Source organism: Streptomyces sp. NPDC058375 (assembly GCF_042723425.1).
Classification (GTDB): domain Bacteria; phylum Actinomycetota; class Actinomycetes; order Streptomycetales; family Streptomycetaceae; genus Streptomyces; species Streptomyces durocortorensis.
Map to the genome: position 1 here is coordinate 1 of NZ_JBHXJG010000170.1, position 16017 is coordinate 16017.

Annotated in this window: 11 protein-coding genes; 10 read left to right on the top strand and 1 reads right to left on the bottom strand. The window is 70.7% G+C overall.

The features are described 5' to 3' along the window. The 3 genes from ACFWM7_RS24250 to ACFWM7_RS24260 form a co-directional block, all read left to right on the top strand. Window positions 1-1406, top strand: a 1406-nt coding sequence (locus tag ACFWM7_RS24250) for a glycosyltransferase (protein ID WP_383263816.1), incomplete at its 5' end; no start/stop codon positions are given. Then, on the top strand, window positions 1403-3061 hold the full coding sequence (locus ACFWM7_RS24255) for a glycosyltransferase family 2 protein (protein ID WP_383263819.1): 1659 nt from the start codon (window positions 1403-1405) through the stop codon (window positions 3059-3061). The genes ACFWM7_RS24250 and ACFWM7_RS24255, both read left to right, overlap by 4 nt. Continuing rightward, entirely contained in the window at window positions 3058-4341 is a 1284-nt protein-coding gene (locus ACFWM7_RS24260) for a nucleotide sugar dehydrogenase (protein ID WP_383263821.1), read from the top strand. The genes ACFWM7_RS24255 and ACFWM7_RS24260 overlap by 4 nt, the downstream gene beginning before the upstream one ends. Before the next feature lie 18 nt (window positions 4342-4359). Here ACFWM7_RS24260 and ACFWM7_RS24265 read toward each other — a convergent pair whose 3' ends face one another. Then, entirely contained in the window at window positions 4360-4962 is a 603-nt protein-coding gene (locus ACFWM7_RS24265) for an acyltransferase (RefSeq protein ID WP_383263824.1), read from the bottom strand. A 246-nt stretch (window positions 4963-5208) separates the two neighbouring features. Between ACFWM7_RS24265 and rplU the strand changes: the two genes are divergently transcribed. From rplU to ACFWM7_RS24300, 7 genes are all read left to right on the top strand, one after another. Continuing rightward, window positions 5209-5529, top strand: a complete 321-nt coding sequence (gene rplU, locus ACFWM7_RS24270) for a 50S ribosomal protein L21 (protein WP_003969204.1) — start codon at window positions 5209-5211, stop codon at window positions 5527-5529. Between the two features lie 14 nt (window positions 5530-5543). Continuing rightward, window positions 5544-5801 (top strand): 50S ribosomal protein L27, encoded by a 258-nt coding sequence (gene rpmA, locus ACFWM7_RS24275; protein WP_006124388.1) that lies wholly within the window; start codon window positions 5544-5546, stop codon window positions 5799-5801. Between the two features lie 145 nt (window positions 5802-5946). Continuing rightward, a complete protein-coding gene (obgE, locus tag ACFWM7_RS24280; protein ID WP_383263829.1) occupies window positions 5947-7383 on the top strand; it encodes a GTPase ObgE in 1437 nt (478 codons plus the stop codon). Between the two features lie 343 nt (window positions 7384-7726). Further along, window positions 7727-9226 carry an SDR family NAD(P)-dependent oxidoreductase gene (locus tag ACFWM7_RS24285; protein ID WP_383263831.1) on the top strand — a complete coding sequence of 500 codons (1500 nt, stop codon included), beginning with the start codon at window positions 7727-7729 and terminating at the stop codon, window positions 9224-9226. 228 nt (window positions 9227-9454) lie between these two features. Further along, window positions 9455-11560: a hypothetical protein gene (locus ACFWM7_RS24290; RefSeq protein WP_383263837.1), complete on the top strand. Its 2106-nt coding sequence runs from the start codon at window positions 9455-9457 to the stop codon at window positions 11558-11560. A 176-nt stretch (window positions 11561-11736) separates the two neighbouring features. Beyond that, entirely contained in the window at window positions 11737-12975 is a 1239-nt protein-coding gene (locus tag ACFWM7_RS24295) for a glycosyltransferase family 2 protein (protein WP_383263840.1), read from the top strand. A 192-nt stretch (window positions 12976-13167) separates the two neighbouring features. Beyond that, window positions 13168-15936: a CDP-glycerol glycerophosphotransferase family protein gene (locus tag ACFWM7_RS24300; RefSeq protein ID WP_383263834.1), complete on the top strand. Its 2769-nt coding sequence runs from the start codon at window positions 13168-13170 to the stop codon at window positions 15934-15936. Window positions 15937-16017 lie beyond the last annotated feature (81 nt).

The window sequence follows — 16017 nt, forward strand, 5'->3', positions numbered from 1 at the left end:
GCTGCCAGCTGGGGGAAGACAGCGTCCGGGTGCTCCCCGTGCCTACTCCGCTCCACCGGCGTCGGCACGAATACCGCCGGGCGATTCTCCGCGCGCCACTCGCCTACCCGCCGGGCCCCCTGGCCGAGTACCGCAAGCAGCGGATGAAGGCGTGGCGGGCGGAGCTGAACCTGCGGGTGATCGAGGCGGGGCGCAGCGGTTCCGGGGCGGCGGCGACACGGCTGCTGCCGGCCCGGCTGCTCTCCCGCGAGATGGGGCGGTGGGTCCGGCTGCGGGCCCGCCACACCGCGTCGCTGGAGCGGCGCCGCAAGGACATGGACGCCCCGCTCGACCGCTTCACCACGGCCTTCTGGGTGCGGGCGATGGGCGAACGGGCCTGGCGGCGGCTCGACCCCGGGCTGTGGGACCTGGAACTGGCCTACGGCAAGGTCATCGACGCCCTGGAGCCCGACCTGATCCACGCCAACGACTTCCGGATGCTCGGCGTGGGCGCACGGGCCAAACTGCGGGCCGAGGCCAAGGGGCGCACCGTCCGGCTCGTCTGGGACGCGCACGAGTTCCTGCCCGGCATCAAGCCGTGGAGCCCGCACCCGCGCTGGCACGTCGCCCAGTGCGCCCATGAGCGGGAGCACGCCAAATACGCCGACGCCGTCACGACCGTCTCGGCCTCGCTGGCGAAGATGCTGGCCGAGCACCACGGTCTGAGCGACCTTCCCGACGTCGTGCTCAACTGCCCCGACACGGTGATCCCCGCCGACCGGGCCGCCGCGCCGGTGCCCGACCTGCGGGCCCTGTGCGGCATCGGACCGGAGGTGCCGCTCGCGGTCTACAGCGGTTCGGCGGCTCCGCAGCGGGGTCTGGACATCATGGTCGAGGCGCTGCCCCGCCTGCCGGAGTCCCATGTGGCGTTCATCGTGCCCCGCGCGGGCTCGCCGTACACGCAGTCGCTCAAGGCGCGGGCGACGGTGCTCGGCGTCCGCGACCGGGTGCACATCCTGCCGTACGTCCCGCACGACCAGGTGGTCCGCCACCTGGCCGCCGCGGACGTCGGGGTCATCCCGATCCACCACTGGCCGAACCACGAGATCGCCCTGATCACCAAGTTCTTCGAGTATTCCCACGCCCGGCTGCCGCTGGTCGTCAGCGATGTCCGGACGATGGCGGCGACGGTCGCCGCCACCGGCCAGGGCGAGGTGTTCACGGCCGAGGACGTCGAGGACTACGTACGGGCGATGACCGCCGTCCTCGCCGATCCCCGGCGCTACCGCGACGCCTACGCACGGCGGGACCTGCTCGCGGAATGGACCTGGGAGGCGCAGGCGGCCGTCCTGGACGGCGTGTACTCCCGGCTCGTCGAAGGCGCTCCGGCCCCCGCCGGGCGACGGATGACCAAGGTCGCTCCGTGACCGGACCGAGGAAGGCCACCGTGACCGGGCCGCCCGATGTCACCGTGATCGTGGCCGTCTACAACACGATGCCCTACCTGACGGAGTGCCTGAACTCCCTGGTGGCGCAGAGCATCGGGCTGGACCGCCTCGAGGTGATCGCGGTCGACGACGGCTCGACGGACGGCAGCGGGCCGGAACTCGACCGGTTCGCCGCGACGTACCCGGACACGGTCACGGTGCTGCACCAGGCCAACTCCGGCGGCCCGGCCGCCCCGAGCAATCGCGGCCTGGAACGGGCGACCGGCCGGTTCGTCTTCTTCGTCGGCTCCGACGACCGGCTGGGGGACGAGGCCCTGGAGCGGCTGGTGGCGTACGCCGACGAGCACGGGTCGGACATCGTCGTCGGCCGGGCGGTCGGGGTCAACGGGCGGTACGTGCACCAGAAGCTGTACGAGCACAACGCCCCCGACATCAGCCTCTACGACTCGCCCCTGCCGTTCACGCTGGCCAACACCAAGCTCTTCCGGCGCTCGCTGGTGGAGGAGTACGGCCTGCGCTTCCCCGAGGATCTGCCGGTCGGCAGCGACCAGCCCTTCACCATCGAGGCGTGCGTCCGGGCCCGCCGGATCTCCGTGCTCGCCGACTACATCTGCTACTACGCGGTCAAGCGGGGCGACGCGAGCAACATCACCTACCGGGCCGACCCTCTCAGCCGGCTGCGGTGCACCGCCCGCATCATGGCGCACGCGGCCGGTCTCGTGGAGGCGGGCCCGCGGCGGGACGCGCTGCTGTCCCGGCACTTCACCTGGGAGCTCTCCAAGCTCCTGCCGGCGGACTTCCCGGCCCTGCCCGCGGTGACCAGGAAGAGCCTGTGCGAGGGGATCGCGGAGCTGCTGGACGCCTACTACACCGACGCGCTGCGCGACGGTACGGGGGTACGCAGACGGGTGCGGTTCGGTCTGGCCCGCCAGGGGGCCGTGGACGCCCTGAGCCGGGCCATCGCGGACGAGACCCGGCAAGGAGCCCCGCCCTTCCTGCTGGAGGGCGACCGGGCCTTCGCCCTCTATCCGGGGTTCCGGGACCTCGCCGTCGGGCTGGACGACCGGTATTACGAAGTCCTCGGCGAGACCGTCGCGGGCCGTCTCGCGGCGGGGACCGTGTTCGAGTCGGCCCACTGGGAGCAGCACGGCGAGGACCTCGGGCTCACCGTCCGGCTGCGCCTCAAGGTCACCGGCGACACCTCCTCGGTGACGGTCGCCCTGGCCCAGGGCGCCATGCCGCAGAGCGCCGACCGGCCGGGCGCCCGCCGACTGCCGCCGACGCAGCCACGGCCCCCGTCGACCGGAGACGTCACCACGAAGGCGGCGGAGGACGGACCCGGCACCCTCGTCCTGGCCCGCCTCCCGGTGCCCGCGGGCCGGGCCAAGAAGGGGGTCCGGGTCTACCTCGACGTCGCCGGGAGGACCTACGAGATCCCGGTACGGACCGAGGGGCGGCCCATGCCGCTGGCCCGCCGGTGGGGCGAGGCCGAGCCCCACCGGGTCGCGGCCTGGCCCAACTCCAAGGGCAGGCTCGTGATCACGACGGCTCCGCTGACGGAGCGCGGGGGATGGGGGGCACGGCTGTCGAGAGCGCTGGGATCGCTGGGATCAGAGAGAAAGCGGAGCGGATGAACATCTGTGTGGTCGCCCTGGGCAAGATCGGGCTCCCGCTCGCCGTGCAGTTCGCCGCCAAGGGCCACACGGTGATCGGCGCGGACACCGACGAGAGGGTCGTCTCCCTCGTGAACGCGGCCGCCGAGCCCTTCCCCGGCGAGGAAGGGCTCGGCGAGCGGCTGCGGGAGGCGGTCGGGGCGGGCCGGCTCTCGGCCACCACCGACACCACGGCCGCGGTCGCCGCGTCCGACGCCGTCGTGATCGTCGTCCCGCTCTTCGTGGACGCCGAGGGCGTCCCCGACTTCGGCTGGATGGACGCCGCCACCAAGTCCGTCGCCGCCGGCCTGCGGCCGGGCACCCTGGTCAGCTACGAGACCACCCTGCCCGTGGGCACCACCCGCACCCGCTGGGCGCCGATGCTGGCCGAGGGCTCCGGACTGACGGCCGGGGTGGACTTCTCCCTGGTCTTCTCGCCGGAGCGGGTCCTCACCGGCCGGGTCTTCGCCGATCTGCGCCGCTATCCCAAGCTGGTCGGCGGCATCGACCCGGAGTCCACCCGGCGCGGAGCCGCCTTCTACGCGTCCGTGCTCGACTTCGACGACCGCGACGACCTGCCCCGCCCCAACGGCGTCTGGGACCTGGGCCCGGCGGAGGCCTCCGAGCTGGCGAAGCTCGCCGAGACGACCTACCGGGACGTCAACATCGCGCTGGCCAACCAGTTCGCCCGCTTCGCCGACCGCCGCGGCATCGACGTCGAGCAGGTCATCGAGGCGTGCAACAGCCAGCCCTACAGCCACATCCACCGGCCGGGCATCGCCGTCGGCGGGCACTGCATCCCGGTCTATCCGCAGATGTACCTGTGGAACGACCCGGAGGCGACGGTGGTCCGCGCCGCCCGGGAGGCCAACGCCGCCATGCCCGCGTACGCCGTCGACCTGCTGGCGGCCGCCTACGGCGATCTGAGCGGCGTCGGGGTGCTGGTCCTGGGCGCCGCCTACCGCGGCGGCGTCAAGGAGACCGCCTTCTCGGGCGTCTTCGGCGTGGTCGAGGCGCTGCGGGCACGCGGCGCCGTGCCGTTCGTCTCGGACCCCCTGTACGGCCCCGACGAGCTGAGAGGACTGGGGCTGGTCCCGCACGAGAGCCAGACCGTCACCGCGGCGATCGTCCAGGCCGACCACCCCGAGTACCGCGAGCTCTCGGCGGACGTCCTGCCGGATGTGCGCGTGCTGGTCGACGGACGCCGTACGACCGACCCCGACCGCTGGCCGGGGGTACGGCGGCTCGTCATCGGCGGGTGAGCCGGTGGCGACCGGGGCTCACCCCGTGTGCTCGGTGAGGACTTCGTCCCTCTCGGTGTAGCGGGCCCCGGTCGCCGGGCACTCCCACTCCCCGGGTGCGCCGTCCCGGGGAACCAGCCGTACGCCGGTCCGTCCGACCCAGCCGATCCGACGGGCCGGCACCCCTGCCACCAGTGCGAAGTCCGGGACGTCCCTGGTCACGACCGCGCCGGCCGCGATCATCGCCCACGCCCCGATCCGGACCGGGGCGACACAGACCGCCCGCGCCCCGAGCGACGCGCCCTCCGCGACCACGACCCCCACCGGCTCCCAGTCGCCGCCGCGCCGCTGCCGGCCGTCGGGGTCGACCGACCGCGGGTTGCGGTCGTTGGTGAGCACCACCGCCGGGCCCACGAAGACCCCGTCCGCCAGCTCGGCCGGTTCGTAGACGAGGGCGAAGTTCTGCAGCTTCACGTTGTCGCCGATCCGCACGCCGGCGCCGACGTAGGCTCCCCGGCCGACCACGCAGTGCTCGCCGAGCCGCGCCCCTTCACGGATCTGGGCCAGCTCCCAGACGCTGCTGCCCGCTCCGACGACGGCGCTCCCGTCGACCTGGGCGGTCGGCTGCACTCGGTAGTCCACGTTCGACGCCTTCCGGAGAGGGTTCTCCGCGAAACTCTACGGTTTGACCCCCACACCCCCGCCCCGTAACCTTGACCCTCGGTGTGTTTCTTCACGCACCTGCCCCTGAGCACATCCCTCCCGGTCACGGTCGGTGTTCGCGCCGCCCGCCAGGAGAGGCCGCTCATCCTTCCGGATCGCCCCGGGCCTCGGCCCGTGCGAGCGGCTGGCATCAGGGGATCCGTTCCGAGCGAGAGAGAGATCCGCGTGTACGCCATCGTGCGCAGCGGTGGTCGCCAGCACAAGGTAGCTGTCGGCGACATCGTTGAGGTTGACAAGATTTCCACTGCCAAGGTTGGCGACACGGTCGAGCTCTCGACCCTGCTCGTTGTCGACGGTGACGCGGTCACCAGCGACCCGTGGGTGCTGGACGGCATCAAGGTCACGGCCGAGATCGTGGACCACCACAAGGGCGCGAAGATCGACATCCTTCGCTACAAGAACAAGACCGGCTACCGCCGTCGCCAGGGTCACCGCCAGCAGTACACGGCGATCAAGGTCACCGGTATCCCCGCGGCTGCGAAGTAAGGGACTGAGAACACATGGCACACAAGAAGGGCGCATCGTCCACTCGGAACGGGCGCGACTCCAATGCTCAGCGGCTCGGCGTGAAGCGCTTCGGCGGTCAGGCCGTCAACGCCGGTGAGATCCTGGTCCGCCAGCGCGGCACCCACTTCCACCCCGGCGCGGGCGTCGGCCGTGGCGGCGACGACACGCTGTTCGCGCTGACCGCCGGTGCGGTGGAGTTCGGCACGCACCGCGGCCGCAAGGTCGTGAACATCGTTCCGCTCGCCGTCTGATCCTTCTCAGCGCGCGCAGAACGACACACAGCACCTTCCGAGGGCGGATCTCAGCTTTCCCGGCGAACGGGGAAGCGGGTCCGCCCTCGGCGTGTTACGACAGAGACAATTCCGTATTTCCCTGCTGTACCTGGAGGCACCAACCATGACCACCTTCGTGGACCGCGTCGAGCTGCATGCCGCCGCGGGTAACGGAGGCCACGGCTGCGCCTCCGTCCACCGTGAGAAGTTCAAGCCGCTGGGAGGCCCCGACGGGGGCAACGGCGGACGCGGCGGCGATGTGATCCTCGTCGTCGAGCAGTCCGTGACCACGCTGCTCGACTACCACCACAGCCCCCACCGCAAGGCCACCAACGGCCAGCCCGGCGCCGGCGACAACCGCTCCGGCAAGGACGGCCAGGACCTGGTCCTGCCCGTCCCCGACGGCACCGTGGTCCTCGACAAGGCCGGCAACGTCCTCGCCGACCTCGTCGGCCAGGGCACCACCTTCGTGGCCGGTCAGGGCGGCCGCGGCGGCCTCGGCAACGCGGCGCTGGCCTCCGCCCGCCGCAAGGCCCCGGGCTTCGCGCTGCTCGGCGAGCCGGGCGAGAGCCGGGACATCGTCCTGGAGCTCAAGACCGTCGCCGACGTGGCCCTCGTGGGGTACCCGAGCGCGGGCAAGTCCTCGCTGATCTCGGTGCTCTCCGCGGCCAAGCCGAAGATCGCGGACTACCCGTTCACCACCCTCGTACCGAACCTCGGCGTCGTCACCGCCGGTTCGACCGTCTACACCATCGCGGACGTCCCCGGCCTCATCCCCGGCGCCAGCCAGGGCAAGGGCCTCGGCCTGGAGTTCCTGCGCCACGTCGAGCGCTGCTCGGTCCTCGTGCACGTCCTGGACACCGCGACCCTGGAGTCCGACCGCGACCCCGTCTCCGACCTCGACATCATCGAGGAGGAGCTGCGCCAGTACGGCGGACTGGAGAACCGGCCCCGCATCGTCGCGCTGAACAAGGTCGACATCCCCGACGGCCAGGACCTCGCCGACATGATCCGCCCCGACCTGGAGGCCCGCGGCTACCAGGTCTTCGAGGTCTCCGCCATCGCGCACAAGGGCCTCAAGGAGCTGAGCTTCGCGCTCGCCGGGATCATCGCCGAGGCGCGCGCGTCCAAGCCGAAGGAGGAGGCGACCCGCATCGTCATCCGCCCCAAGGCCGTCGACGACGCGGGCTTCACCGTCACCCTGGACGACGAGGGCATCTACCGGGTGCGCGGCGAGAAGCCCGAGCGCTGGGTGCGCCAGACCGACTTCAACAACGACGAGGCCGTCGGCTACCTCGCCGACCGGCTCAACCGCCTCGGCGTCGAGGACGCCCTGATGAAGGCGGGCGCGCGGGCCGGCGACGGCGTCGCGATCGGCCCCGAGGAGAACGCGGTCGTCTTCGACTGGGAGCCGACCGTGAGCGCCGGCGCCGAGATGCTCGGCCGCCGCGGCGAGGACCACCGCCTGGAGGAGCCGCGCCCCGCCGCGCAGCGCCGCCGGGACCGCGACGCCGAACGCGACGACGCGGAGAAGGAGTACGACGAGTTCGACCCCTTCTAGGGCTTCCCGGAGGCGAGTTCGCCTCCTTCCGAAGGAGGCGAACTCGTCGGCCGCGGCCCACGGCCCGTCTCTCCGGAGGCGGGCCGTCCGGTAGCCTCGGGGCCGGGCATCGGCGGTTTTCGCCGGTCACACCGGGTGCACGTGCTGCTCATGTGCCGATTGCGCAACACATCTGTGGGGTCGGTCACCCCGCGCATCACCCCGGTACCGCCCAACTTCCCTGGCCAGAGGGTGAACTGCGGGCATTCGCAGGGCGAGCGACGGACGACGTCCACCTTGCGAGACGGTCACGGAGAGTGCGACCATCACACTGTTCCCCCTGTCATAGCAAGGTAGGTCGTCTGTGTCTGTGCCGCATGAAGCCAAGCCCCGGACCACAGCGGTCGTGCTCGCCGGTGGGACCGGCCAGCGCGTCGGCCTGTCGATCCCCAAGCAGTTGCTGAAGATCGCCGGCAAGGCCGTCATCGAGCACACGCTGACCATCTTCGAGAACGCCGAGGGCATCGACGACGTCATCGTGCTGATGGCGCCCGGGTTCGTCCCCGACGTCGAGAAGATCGTCGCGAAGGCCGGACTGTCCAAGGTCACGCGGATCATCGAGGGCGGCACCACCCGCAACGAGACCACCGAGCGCGCCATCGCGGCCCTCGGCGAGGGCCTCGCCGAGGGCGAGGACCGCAACGTCCTCTTCCATGACGCGGTCCGCCCCCTGCTGTCACAGCGTGTGATCACGGACTGTGTCGACGCGCTGGAGCGCTACCAGGCCGTCGACGTCGCCATCCCGTCCGCGGACACGATCATCGTGACCCGTACGCACGGTGAGGACGGCGAGTTCATCACCGACGTGCCCGACCGCTCCCGGCTGCGCCGCGGCCAGACGCCGCAGGCCTTCAAGCTCTCCACGATCCGCAGGGCGTACGAGGTCGCGGCGGGGGATCCCAACTTCCAGGCCACCGACGACTGTTCGGTGGTCCTCAAGTACCTGCCCGACGTGCCGATCTACGTGGTCGCGGGCGACGAGTACAACATGAAGGTGACCCAGCCGGTCGACGTCTTCATCACCGACAAGCTCTTCCAGCTGGCCTCCACCGCCGCCCCGCGCCAGGCCGACGAGGCCGCCTACCGGGAGCTGCTCACGGGCAAGACCCTGGTGGTCTTCGGCGGTTCGTACGGCATCGGCGCCGACATCGCCGCCCTCGCCGAGAGCTACGGCGCGAAGGTCTACGCGCTCGGCCGCTCCACCACCGGGACGCACGTGGAGAACCCGGAGCACGTGGACGACGCGCTCTCCAAGGCGTACGGCGAGACCGGCCGGATCGACTACGTCATCAACACCGCGGGCGTGCTGCGGATCGGCAAGCTGGCCGAGACCGACAACACGACCATCCAGGAAGCGCTGAACGTCAACTACCTGGCCCCCGTGCAGATCGCCCGCGCCTCGTACAAGTACCTGGCGGAGACCCAGGGGCAGCTGCTGCTCTACACCTCCAGCAGCTACACCCGGGGCCGCGCGGAGTACAGCCTCTACTCCTCCACCAAGGCCGCCATGGTCAACCTGACCCAGGCGCTCGCCGACGAGTGGGCGGGCGAGGGCATCCGGGTCAACTGCGTGAACCCGGAGCGCACCGCGACCCCGATGCGCACCAAGGCGTTCGGCCAGGAGCCCGAGGGCTCGCTGCTCTCCTCGGAGGCCGTGGCGCGCACCTCGCTGGACGTCCTGCTCTCCGAGCTGACCGGTCACGTCATCGACGTACGGCAGCAGGACCCGACGGCCGGAGCCGCCGAGTCCTCCGGCTTCGAGCAGGCTCTGGCCTCGGTGCTGGACCGTCAGGCAGATGTGTAATAATTCTTGACAAATGAGCTTTTCGGGCCTCTGTGATCACCTTTCCGTGAGCACAGAGGCCCGAATGCGTGAGAACGCATCCTTTTATTTCCCGCTATAGGTGAATTAACCGGCACCCCTCTCTGGAGCAGGTTCTTCGTGATTTCGACAGCTATTCGCCTGGCCCGCGTGGGCAACAGGTCTGAGCTGGCGGCAGCGTTGCTGATGGCGTTGGGATACCCCTGTGTCATGCTCGCCGCGCTTCTCCCCAACATCTGGTTCTTCGCAGCGGCCGCGGCCGGCACGTATATCGCGGACTGGTATCTGCACCAGCGGGGGAGTTACCTGATCAACCGGCTCGGCAAAGTGCGCGCCGGCCTGTCGATCCGCTTTCTGCTCCGCCAGTTGATGGTGATCCTGCTTCTCGCGCGACTGGATCTCGCGGAAGAGCCGCTCTTCTACGCCGCGGTGGCCGGATTCCTGCTCTTCTACGCGCTGCAGGCTCCGCACGGGGCGCTCACCACGCTGATCCGGCTGCGCCGCACGATGCCGGTCGTCACGCGCAACGTCGACCTGAGCGCCGTCCGCATCCCCGACGCCCCTCCGCAGCTGCTGCTGCGACGGTCCGCCGAGAAGATGCTCCACCTGGACATCCCCGCGGTCGCCGGTGTGCTGATCGCGGCCGGGACGGGCGTGGACGAGATCGGCTACGCGGGCGCCGCCCTCACCCTGCTGCTGGCTCTGCTCTACCTGATCCTGCTCGCCCCGTTCGCGCGCCGCAGCCGGCTGGTCCCCCCGGCCCCCGCGGTGCTCGCCGCCGTGGACACCTGGCTGCGCTCGTACCAGCCGACGGTGGTGTTCTACTTCTCCGGCTCGAACGAGTCCGCCTACCAGGGCAACATGTGGCTGGAGACCCTGAGCCGGGTCGAGGGGCGGCCGCTGATCATCATGCGGGAGCGCGGTCTCGTCCCGCAGCTCGCCGAGACCTCCGTCCCGGTGATCTGCGTCCCGGCGGGCACGCACCTGATGAACCTGGACCTCTCCACGGTCCGGGTCTGCCTCTACCCCGCGAACGTGGGCAAGAACATCCACATCCTGCGCGTTCCGACCATGAAGCACGTCTTCATCGGCCACGGCGACAGCGACAAGCTCGCCAGTGTGAACCCCTACTCCAAGGTGTACGACGAGGTGTGGACGGCGGGCCGGGCCGGCCGCGACCGCTACGCGCTGGCCGACGTGGGGGTGCGGGACGAGGACATCGTCGAGGTCGGACGCCCGCAGCTGGAGCCCATCCAGAGCTGGACGGGGACCATCCGCAACCCCATCGCCACCGTCCTCTACGCCCCCACCTGGGAGGGCTGGGACGACAACCCCGGCAACACGTCGCTGCTGCTGGCCGGTGAGAACATCGTGCGGCGGCTGCTGGCCGCGGACCCGCCGGTCCGGGTCATCTACAAGCCGCACCCCTTCACCGGCATTCGGAGCGCCAAGGCCAAGGCCGTCGACGCCAGGATCACCGCCATGCTGGAGGCCGCGGCCGTCCGGCGCGCCGCTGAGCCGCGCTGGGCCGCCGAGGCCTCGGAAGCGGCGGCCGGGCAGCGCGAGGCCCAGGCCGAACTGGCGCGCATCGAGGCCCGCCTGGCCCAGCTGGAGTCCTCCGGCCGCTTTGGCGGGGACGCGGCCGAGCTGTCGAGGATCTCGCTCGCCGACCCCGCGCGGGAGGCCGAGACGACGGCCCTGCGGTCCGCGTGGAACGACGCCTACTGGCGGTCCTTCGGCTGGTGGGAGCACCGTACGGTCACCGGGGCGCAGCCTCGCCTGTACGACTGCTTCAACGAGGCCGACGCGATGGTCTCGGACATCTCCAGTGTGGTCTCCGACTTCATCGCGAGCGGCAAGCCCTACGCCGTGACCGACTCCGCGGCCCTGGGCGCGGAGGAGTTCCGGAGGCAGAACACCGCGGTGCGGGCCGCCGTGATCCTCTCCAACGAGGCCGCGGAGCTCGACGAGCTGCTGGCCGCGGTGGCGGACCCCGCGGCGGACACCCAGGCCGAGGCGCGGCACGAGCTGAAGAGCTATCTGCTGGGCCCGGACGAGCCGACGTCCATGGAGCAGTTCAACGCCGCTGTGCGCGCTCTCACGGCCAAGGCCGAGGCGCGCAACGCGGGCGTCGCCCAGCGGGCCGCCGGTCAGCCGGTGGTGTCGGCAGGGCCCGACCCGGAGGACTCCTCCAGCGGCGCCGGCGACGGCGAGCAGGAGCTGTCCGACGAGGCGGCGGCCTCGGCGGACCCGGACGCGGTCGGCGCGTCCGAGCGGGAACCGGCCACGGGCGAGGAGGCCTCCCGCCTGCACTGACCCGCCGGTCTTCGGACAGGTGACCGGTGGTCATCTGTCCGGAAATGAAGCAACCCCGACAGCGGCCCGTCCGTCTCTCCCAGAGGAGGGATGAACGGGTCGCTCGTCGTATGAGTGCATAAAAAATGCATAGTCGGGCAATCTTCCCTTCGTTGTGATCCAATCGACAGGTGCAGATGGCCGATATGCCGCAGAAAAGTGATGAGCCCGATGTCAGTGTGATCATCGGGGTGTATGAAGCGATGCCCTACCTGGTGCGCTGCCTGGAGTCCGTTCAGGCGCAGACCATCGGCGCGGGCCGGATGGAGATCGTCGCGGTCGACGACGGTTCCACGGACGGCAGCGGGGAGTATCTGAAGGAGTTCGCCGCCCGCACGGACATCCCCATGAGAGTCGTCAGCCAGGAGAACTCCGGCGGGCCGAGCGGACCCCGTAACGTCGGCCTGGGCTTGGCCCGCGGACGGTACGTCTTCTTCCTGGACGCCGACGACTACTTCGGCGACGAGGCCCTGGAGCGCCTGGTCGCCATGGGGGACCGGGCCGGCACGGACGTCGTCCTCGGCAAGATCGTGGGCGTCAACCGGGGCGCGGCGAAGTCGATGTGGAAGGAGACGGTCGAGCGTGCCGACCTCTTCGACTCCAACATCAAGTTCACGCTCAGCGCCCAGAAGCTGTTCCGCCGGGACCTCCTCGTACGTCTCGGCCTGTCCTTCGACGAGACGCTGCGGACAGGTGAGGACGCCCTGTTCACCATGGAGGCCTACCTCCGGGGCAACGGCGTCTCCGTCGTCGCCGACTACACCTGCTACTACCTGGTGGGCCGCGAGGACAGCAACCAGATGACCAAGAAGGGCGACTACACGCGGCGCTTCGACTCGGCCCGGGCGCTCATGGGCCTCATCGCCGAGCTCGTGCCCGCCGGACCCCGGCGCGATTCGCTGATGGTACGTCCCTTCGCCATCACGTTGCTGCCACAGTTCGGCCCCAAACTGCTCAAGCAGAAGGAGGCCGTCCGCAAGCGGAAGATGGCCCTCGCCGCCCCGCTCGTGGAGTCCTACTGGACGCCCGGCCTCGCCCGCCGGGTCAAGGTCCACGAGCGGCTCCGGCTGATGTGCATCGCCGAGAACCGGCTCGACCTCCTGCTCGACGTCCTGCGTTTCATGAAGGCCGGCGAGGAACCCGAGAAGGTCCGCCGGGGCAACCCGCCCAGGCTCCACCTGGCATATCCCCACTTCGGCGAGGGGGCGCCGCTCCCCGACTCCGCCTACGAGGTGACGGTGACGGAGTGGATCGGGGGCGACCGCGTCGACCCGACGCCGCCGAAGCCGTACGTCTCCTTCGCCCGCCGGGTCGTCCGCAAAGTCCGCCGGACGGCGCGCGCGGCCTTCCGCGCGCCCCGGGCGCACCGCGTCTGAGACGTATCCCCCGGCCGGGCTCCCGCCCTGGGCAGCACGCCCGACGGGGCCCCCGGGGGCGTCTCGGCCTCACCTTGTGATTGGCGTCACGCCATACTGTTGGGCAACCATGAGACCGTTGTACCCGTCTCATTTACGCCCCGGTTTCCTGGGGTTCATCATCAGCACGTCCCCCCGGAAAGGCACTCTCCCGTGGCGCCCCTCGATGCGATCCCCGAAGAGCTCAGTCGGCTCATGAAGTACTTCCCCGAGACTCCGGTCGAGGAGCGCCCCGCCTTCCATCGCGCAGCCGAGAACTTCCTGTCCCAGGCCGCGCCCAAGCTGGTGCGCCAGTTCTCGCCGATGGCCCGCGTCAAATGGCACCTGGCCGCCAGCGGCCGCGGCGAGGAGCTGGGCGAACTGCTCCACTACGAGCGGGAGAACCCGGGAGCCTTCTCCGTGCGCGGCCTGAGACGCGCACGCATCGAACTGCCCGGCGTGGAGAGCGACTCGCTGCCCCCCTCGGTGCGCAACTTCACCCGCAGCGAGCTGCCGGTGCGCAGCAAGCTCCTGGACCTCGCCTGGCGTGACGGCAAGCTCGTCGTGGGCGGTTACGCCTACATCCCCAACGCCCCCTCCGCGACGGGCAAGCGCTCGCTGCGCGTCGCCGCCCTGCGGCGCCTGGGCAGCCGGAGCACCCTGCCGCTGCGCCTGCGCACGGTCCGGGAGCCGCGCGCCACCATCGCCGCCAAGGGAGCGCTGCACAACTACGACTGGTCGGGCTTCGAGCTGGCCATCGACCCGAGCCGCCTTCGGGTGCAGGGCAAATGGCAGCCGGCCACCTGGCGCCTGGGCATCGGCATCCCCCGCCCCGGCGGCATGTCCATCGGCAGCGTCACCAAGAACAACGCCGGCTCCGCCGGACACAGCCTGACCCGCTTCCTCGACGACGGCGTGCGTCTCGTCGCCGGCTTCGACCGCAACCGCTTGCGGATCTCGGTCGACGTGGTGCCCGCCGAGGTCGTCGGCCACGAGTCCGACGGCGAGCACCTCACCGTCACGCTGCGCTCCCGCGTCACCACCCCCGCGGGCAAGTACCCCACGGGGCTGAAGATCTCGCACGCCTCCAGCGGCTTCTCGGCCGAACTGCCGCTCCAGCAGACCGAGAGCGGAGCCGACGGCTGGCTGCGGCACACGGCCCGGCTGACCTTCGCCGACATCCCGGTCGACCGGATCGTGCCCGGCCGCTCCTGGAAGTACAACGTCAGCATCCTCTTCGCCGACGGCACCAGCCGCCGGGCCACCATGGGCCAGAAGCTGGAAACCGGCGTGCACCCGCTGCCCGAGGGCCGGGAGTTCGCCGTGGTAACCGACGGCGTCGGCAACTTCACCCCGCAGATCCGCGTCAACATGCCGCTCGTCGACGACGTCCGGTGGAGCGCCGACGGTGAACTGGTGCTCAGCGGCGCCTACACCGGGCGCACCGACGGGATGAGGATGGTCCTGCGCCACACCACCCGTCACGAGGACCGCCCGCTGCCGGTCGAGTTCGCGGACGGACGCTTCACCGCCCGGGTCACCCCGGACACCATGCCCTCCTACGACGGAATGGTCTCGCTCCGCCAGGGGCGCTGGCTGCCCAGGCTCCGCGCCACCACCGAGTGGGACCACACCCACGACATCCCGGTCCGGATCCGGCCGGACCTGGTCGGCACCCTGCCGCTCGTCCACCAGGGAGCGAACCGTACGTACACGGTCGAGCGCCTGGACTACGACCGGATCTTCATCGAGGCGGGCAGCGTCCTGCCCCCCGAGCTGCGCTCCGCCTACCACCAGCGGCTGATGAGCGACGTGACCACCCCCGAGCTCCGCAAGCTGCCGCTCTGGAACTCCGTGCTCTACAACAGCTTCGGCGGCAAGCAGTTCTCCGACTCGCCCCGCGCGATCTACGAGGAGCTGGCGCGCAGGGACTCGGACCTGGAGCACATCGTCATGGTCCGCGACGAGCAGGTCCCCCTCCCGCCCGGCGTCCGGGGCGTGGAGTGGCGCAGCGCCGAGTGGTACGAGGCACTCGCCCGCAGCCGTTACGTGGTCACCAACGGCGGCATCAAGGACTGGTTCGTCCGCCGCGAGGACCAGGTCGTCGTCCAGACCTGGCACGGCACCCCGCTCAAGCGCATCGGCGCCGACCTGCTGGGTACGCCGAAGGCGAACCTCGCCTACATCGCGAGCCTTCCCCAGCGCTCGCGCCAGTACAACCTCTTCATCACGCCCAACGCCTTCTCCACCCCGATCATGACCAACTCCTTCCGCCTCCAGTGCGAGGTCCTGGAGGCGGGCTACCCGCGCAACGACGTCTTCCACGCCCCCGACCGCGTCAAGCGCGCCGCGGCCGTACGGGAGAAGCTCGGCATCCCCGCGGGCAAGAAGGTCGTCCTGTACGCGCCCACCTGGCGCGACGACCAGCGCTACGGCGGCCGGCGCTTCAAGCTGGACAACCAGATCGACGTCGAGGCCGCCCGCAGCGAGCTCGGCGACGACCACGTGCTGCTCTACCGCAAGCACCACAAGGTCCTCGACTCCATCCCCGGCGCCGGCCAGGGCTTCGTCTACGACGTCACGTACTACCCGGACATCGCCGACCTCTACCTGATCGCCGACGTGCTGATCACGGACTACTCCTCGGTGCTGTTCGACTTCGCGCACTCCGGGCGTCCGATGCTCTTCTTCACGTACGACCTGGAGCACTACCGCGACACCCTGCGCGGCTTCTACTTCGACTTCACCTCCCGCGCCCCCGGACCGCTGATCAAGACCTCCGAGGACCTGGTCTCCGCGATCCGGAACATCGACGCGGTGAGCGAGGAGTACAAGGAGAAGTACGCCCAGTTCCGGGTCGACTTCTGCGAGCCCTCCGACGGCCGCGCCGCCGCCCGGGTCGTCGACCGGATGCTCGCCGTCAACGACGAGCTGCAGAGCTGATCCACCGGCCGCCCCCGCCGCCCGCCCGCACCCCGCCCACCGGCCGCCTTCCGGCGTCCACCGAGCGGAACGGGCAGGCGG

What these genes read in the sequence shown, in the direction of transcription:
- ACFWM7_RS24260 (WP_383263821.1), top strand. Translation starts at nt 3,058, where the DNA reads ATGAACATCTGTGTGGTCGCCCTGGGCAAGATCGGGCTCCCGCTCGCC.
- rpmA (WP_006124388.1), top strand. Translation starts at nt 5,544, where the DNA reads ATGGCACACAAGAAGGGCGCATCGTCCACTCGGAACGGGCGCGACTCC.
- obgE (WP_383263829.1), top strand. Translation starts at nt 5,947, where the DNA reads ATGACCACCTTCGTGGACCGCGTCGAGCTGCATGCCGCCGCGGGTAAC.
- ACFWM7_RS24290 (WP_383263837.1), top strand. Translation starts at nt 9,455, where the DNA reads ATGCTCGCCGCGCTTCTCCCCAACATCTGGTTCTTCGCAGCGGCCGCG.
- ACFWM7_RS24295 (WP_383263840.1), top strand. Translation starts at nt 11,737, where the DNA reads ATGGCCGATATGCCGCAGAAAAGTGATGAGCCCGATGTCAGTGTGATC.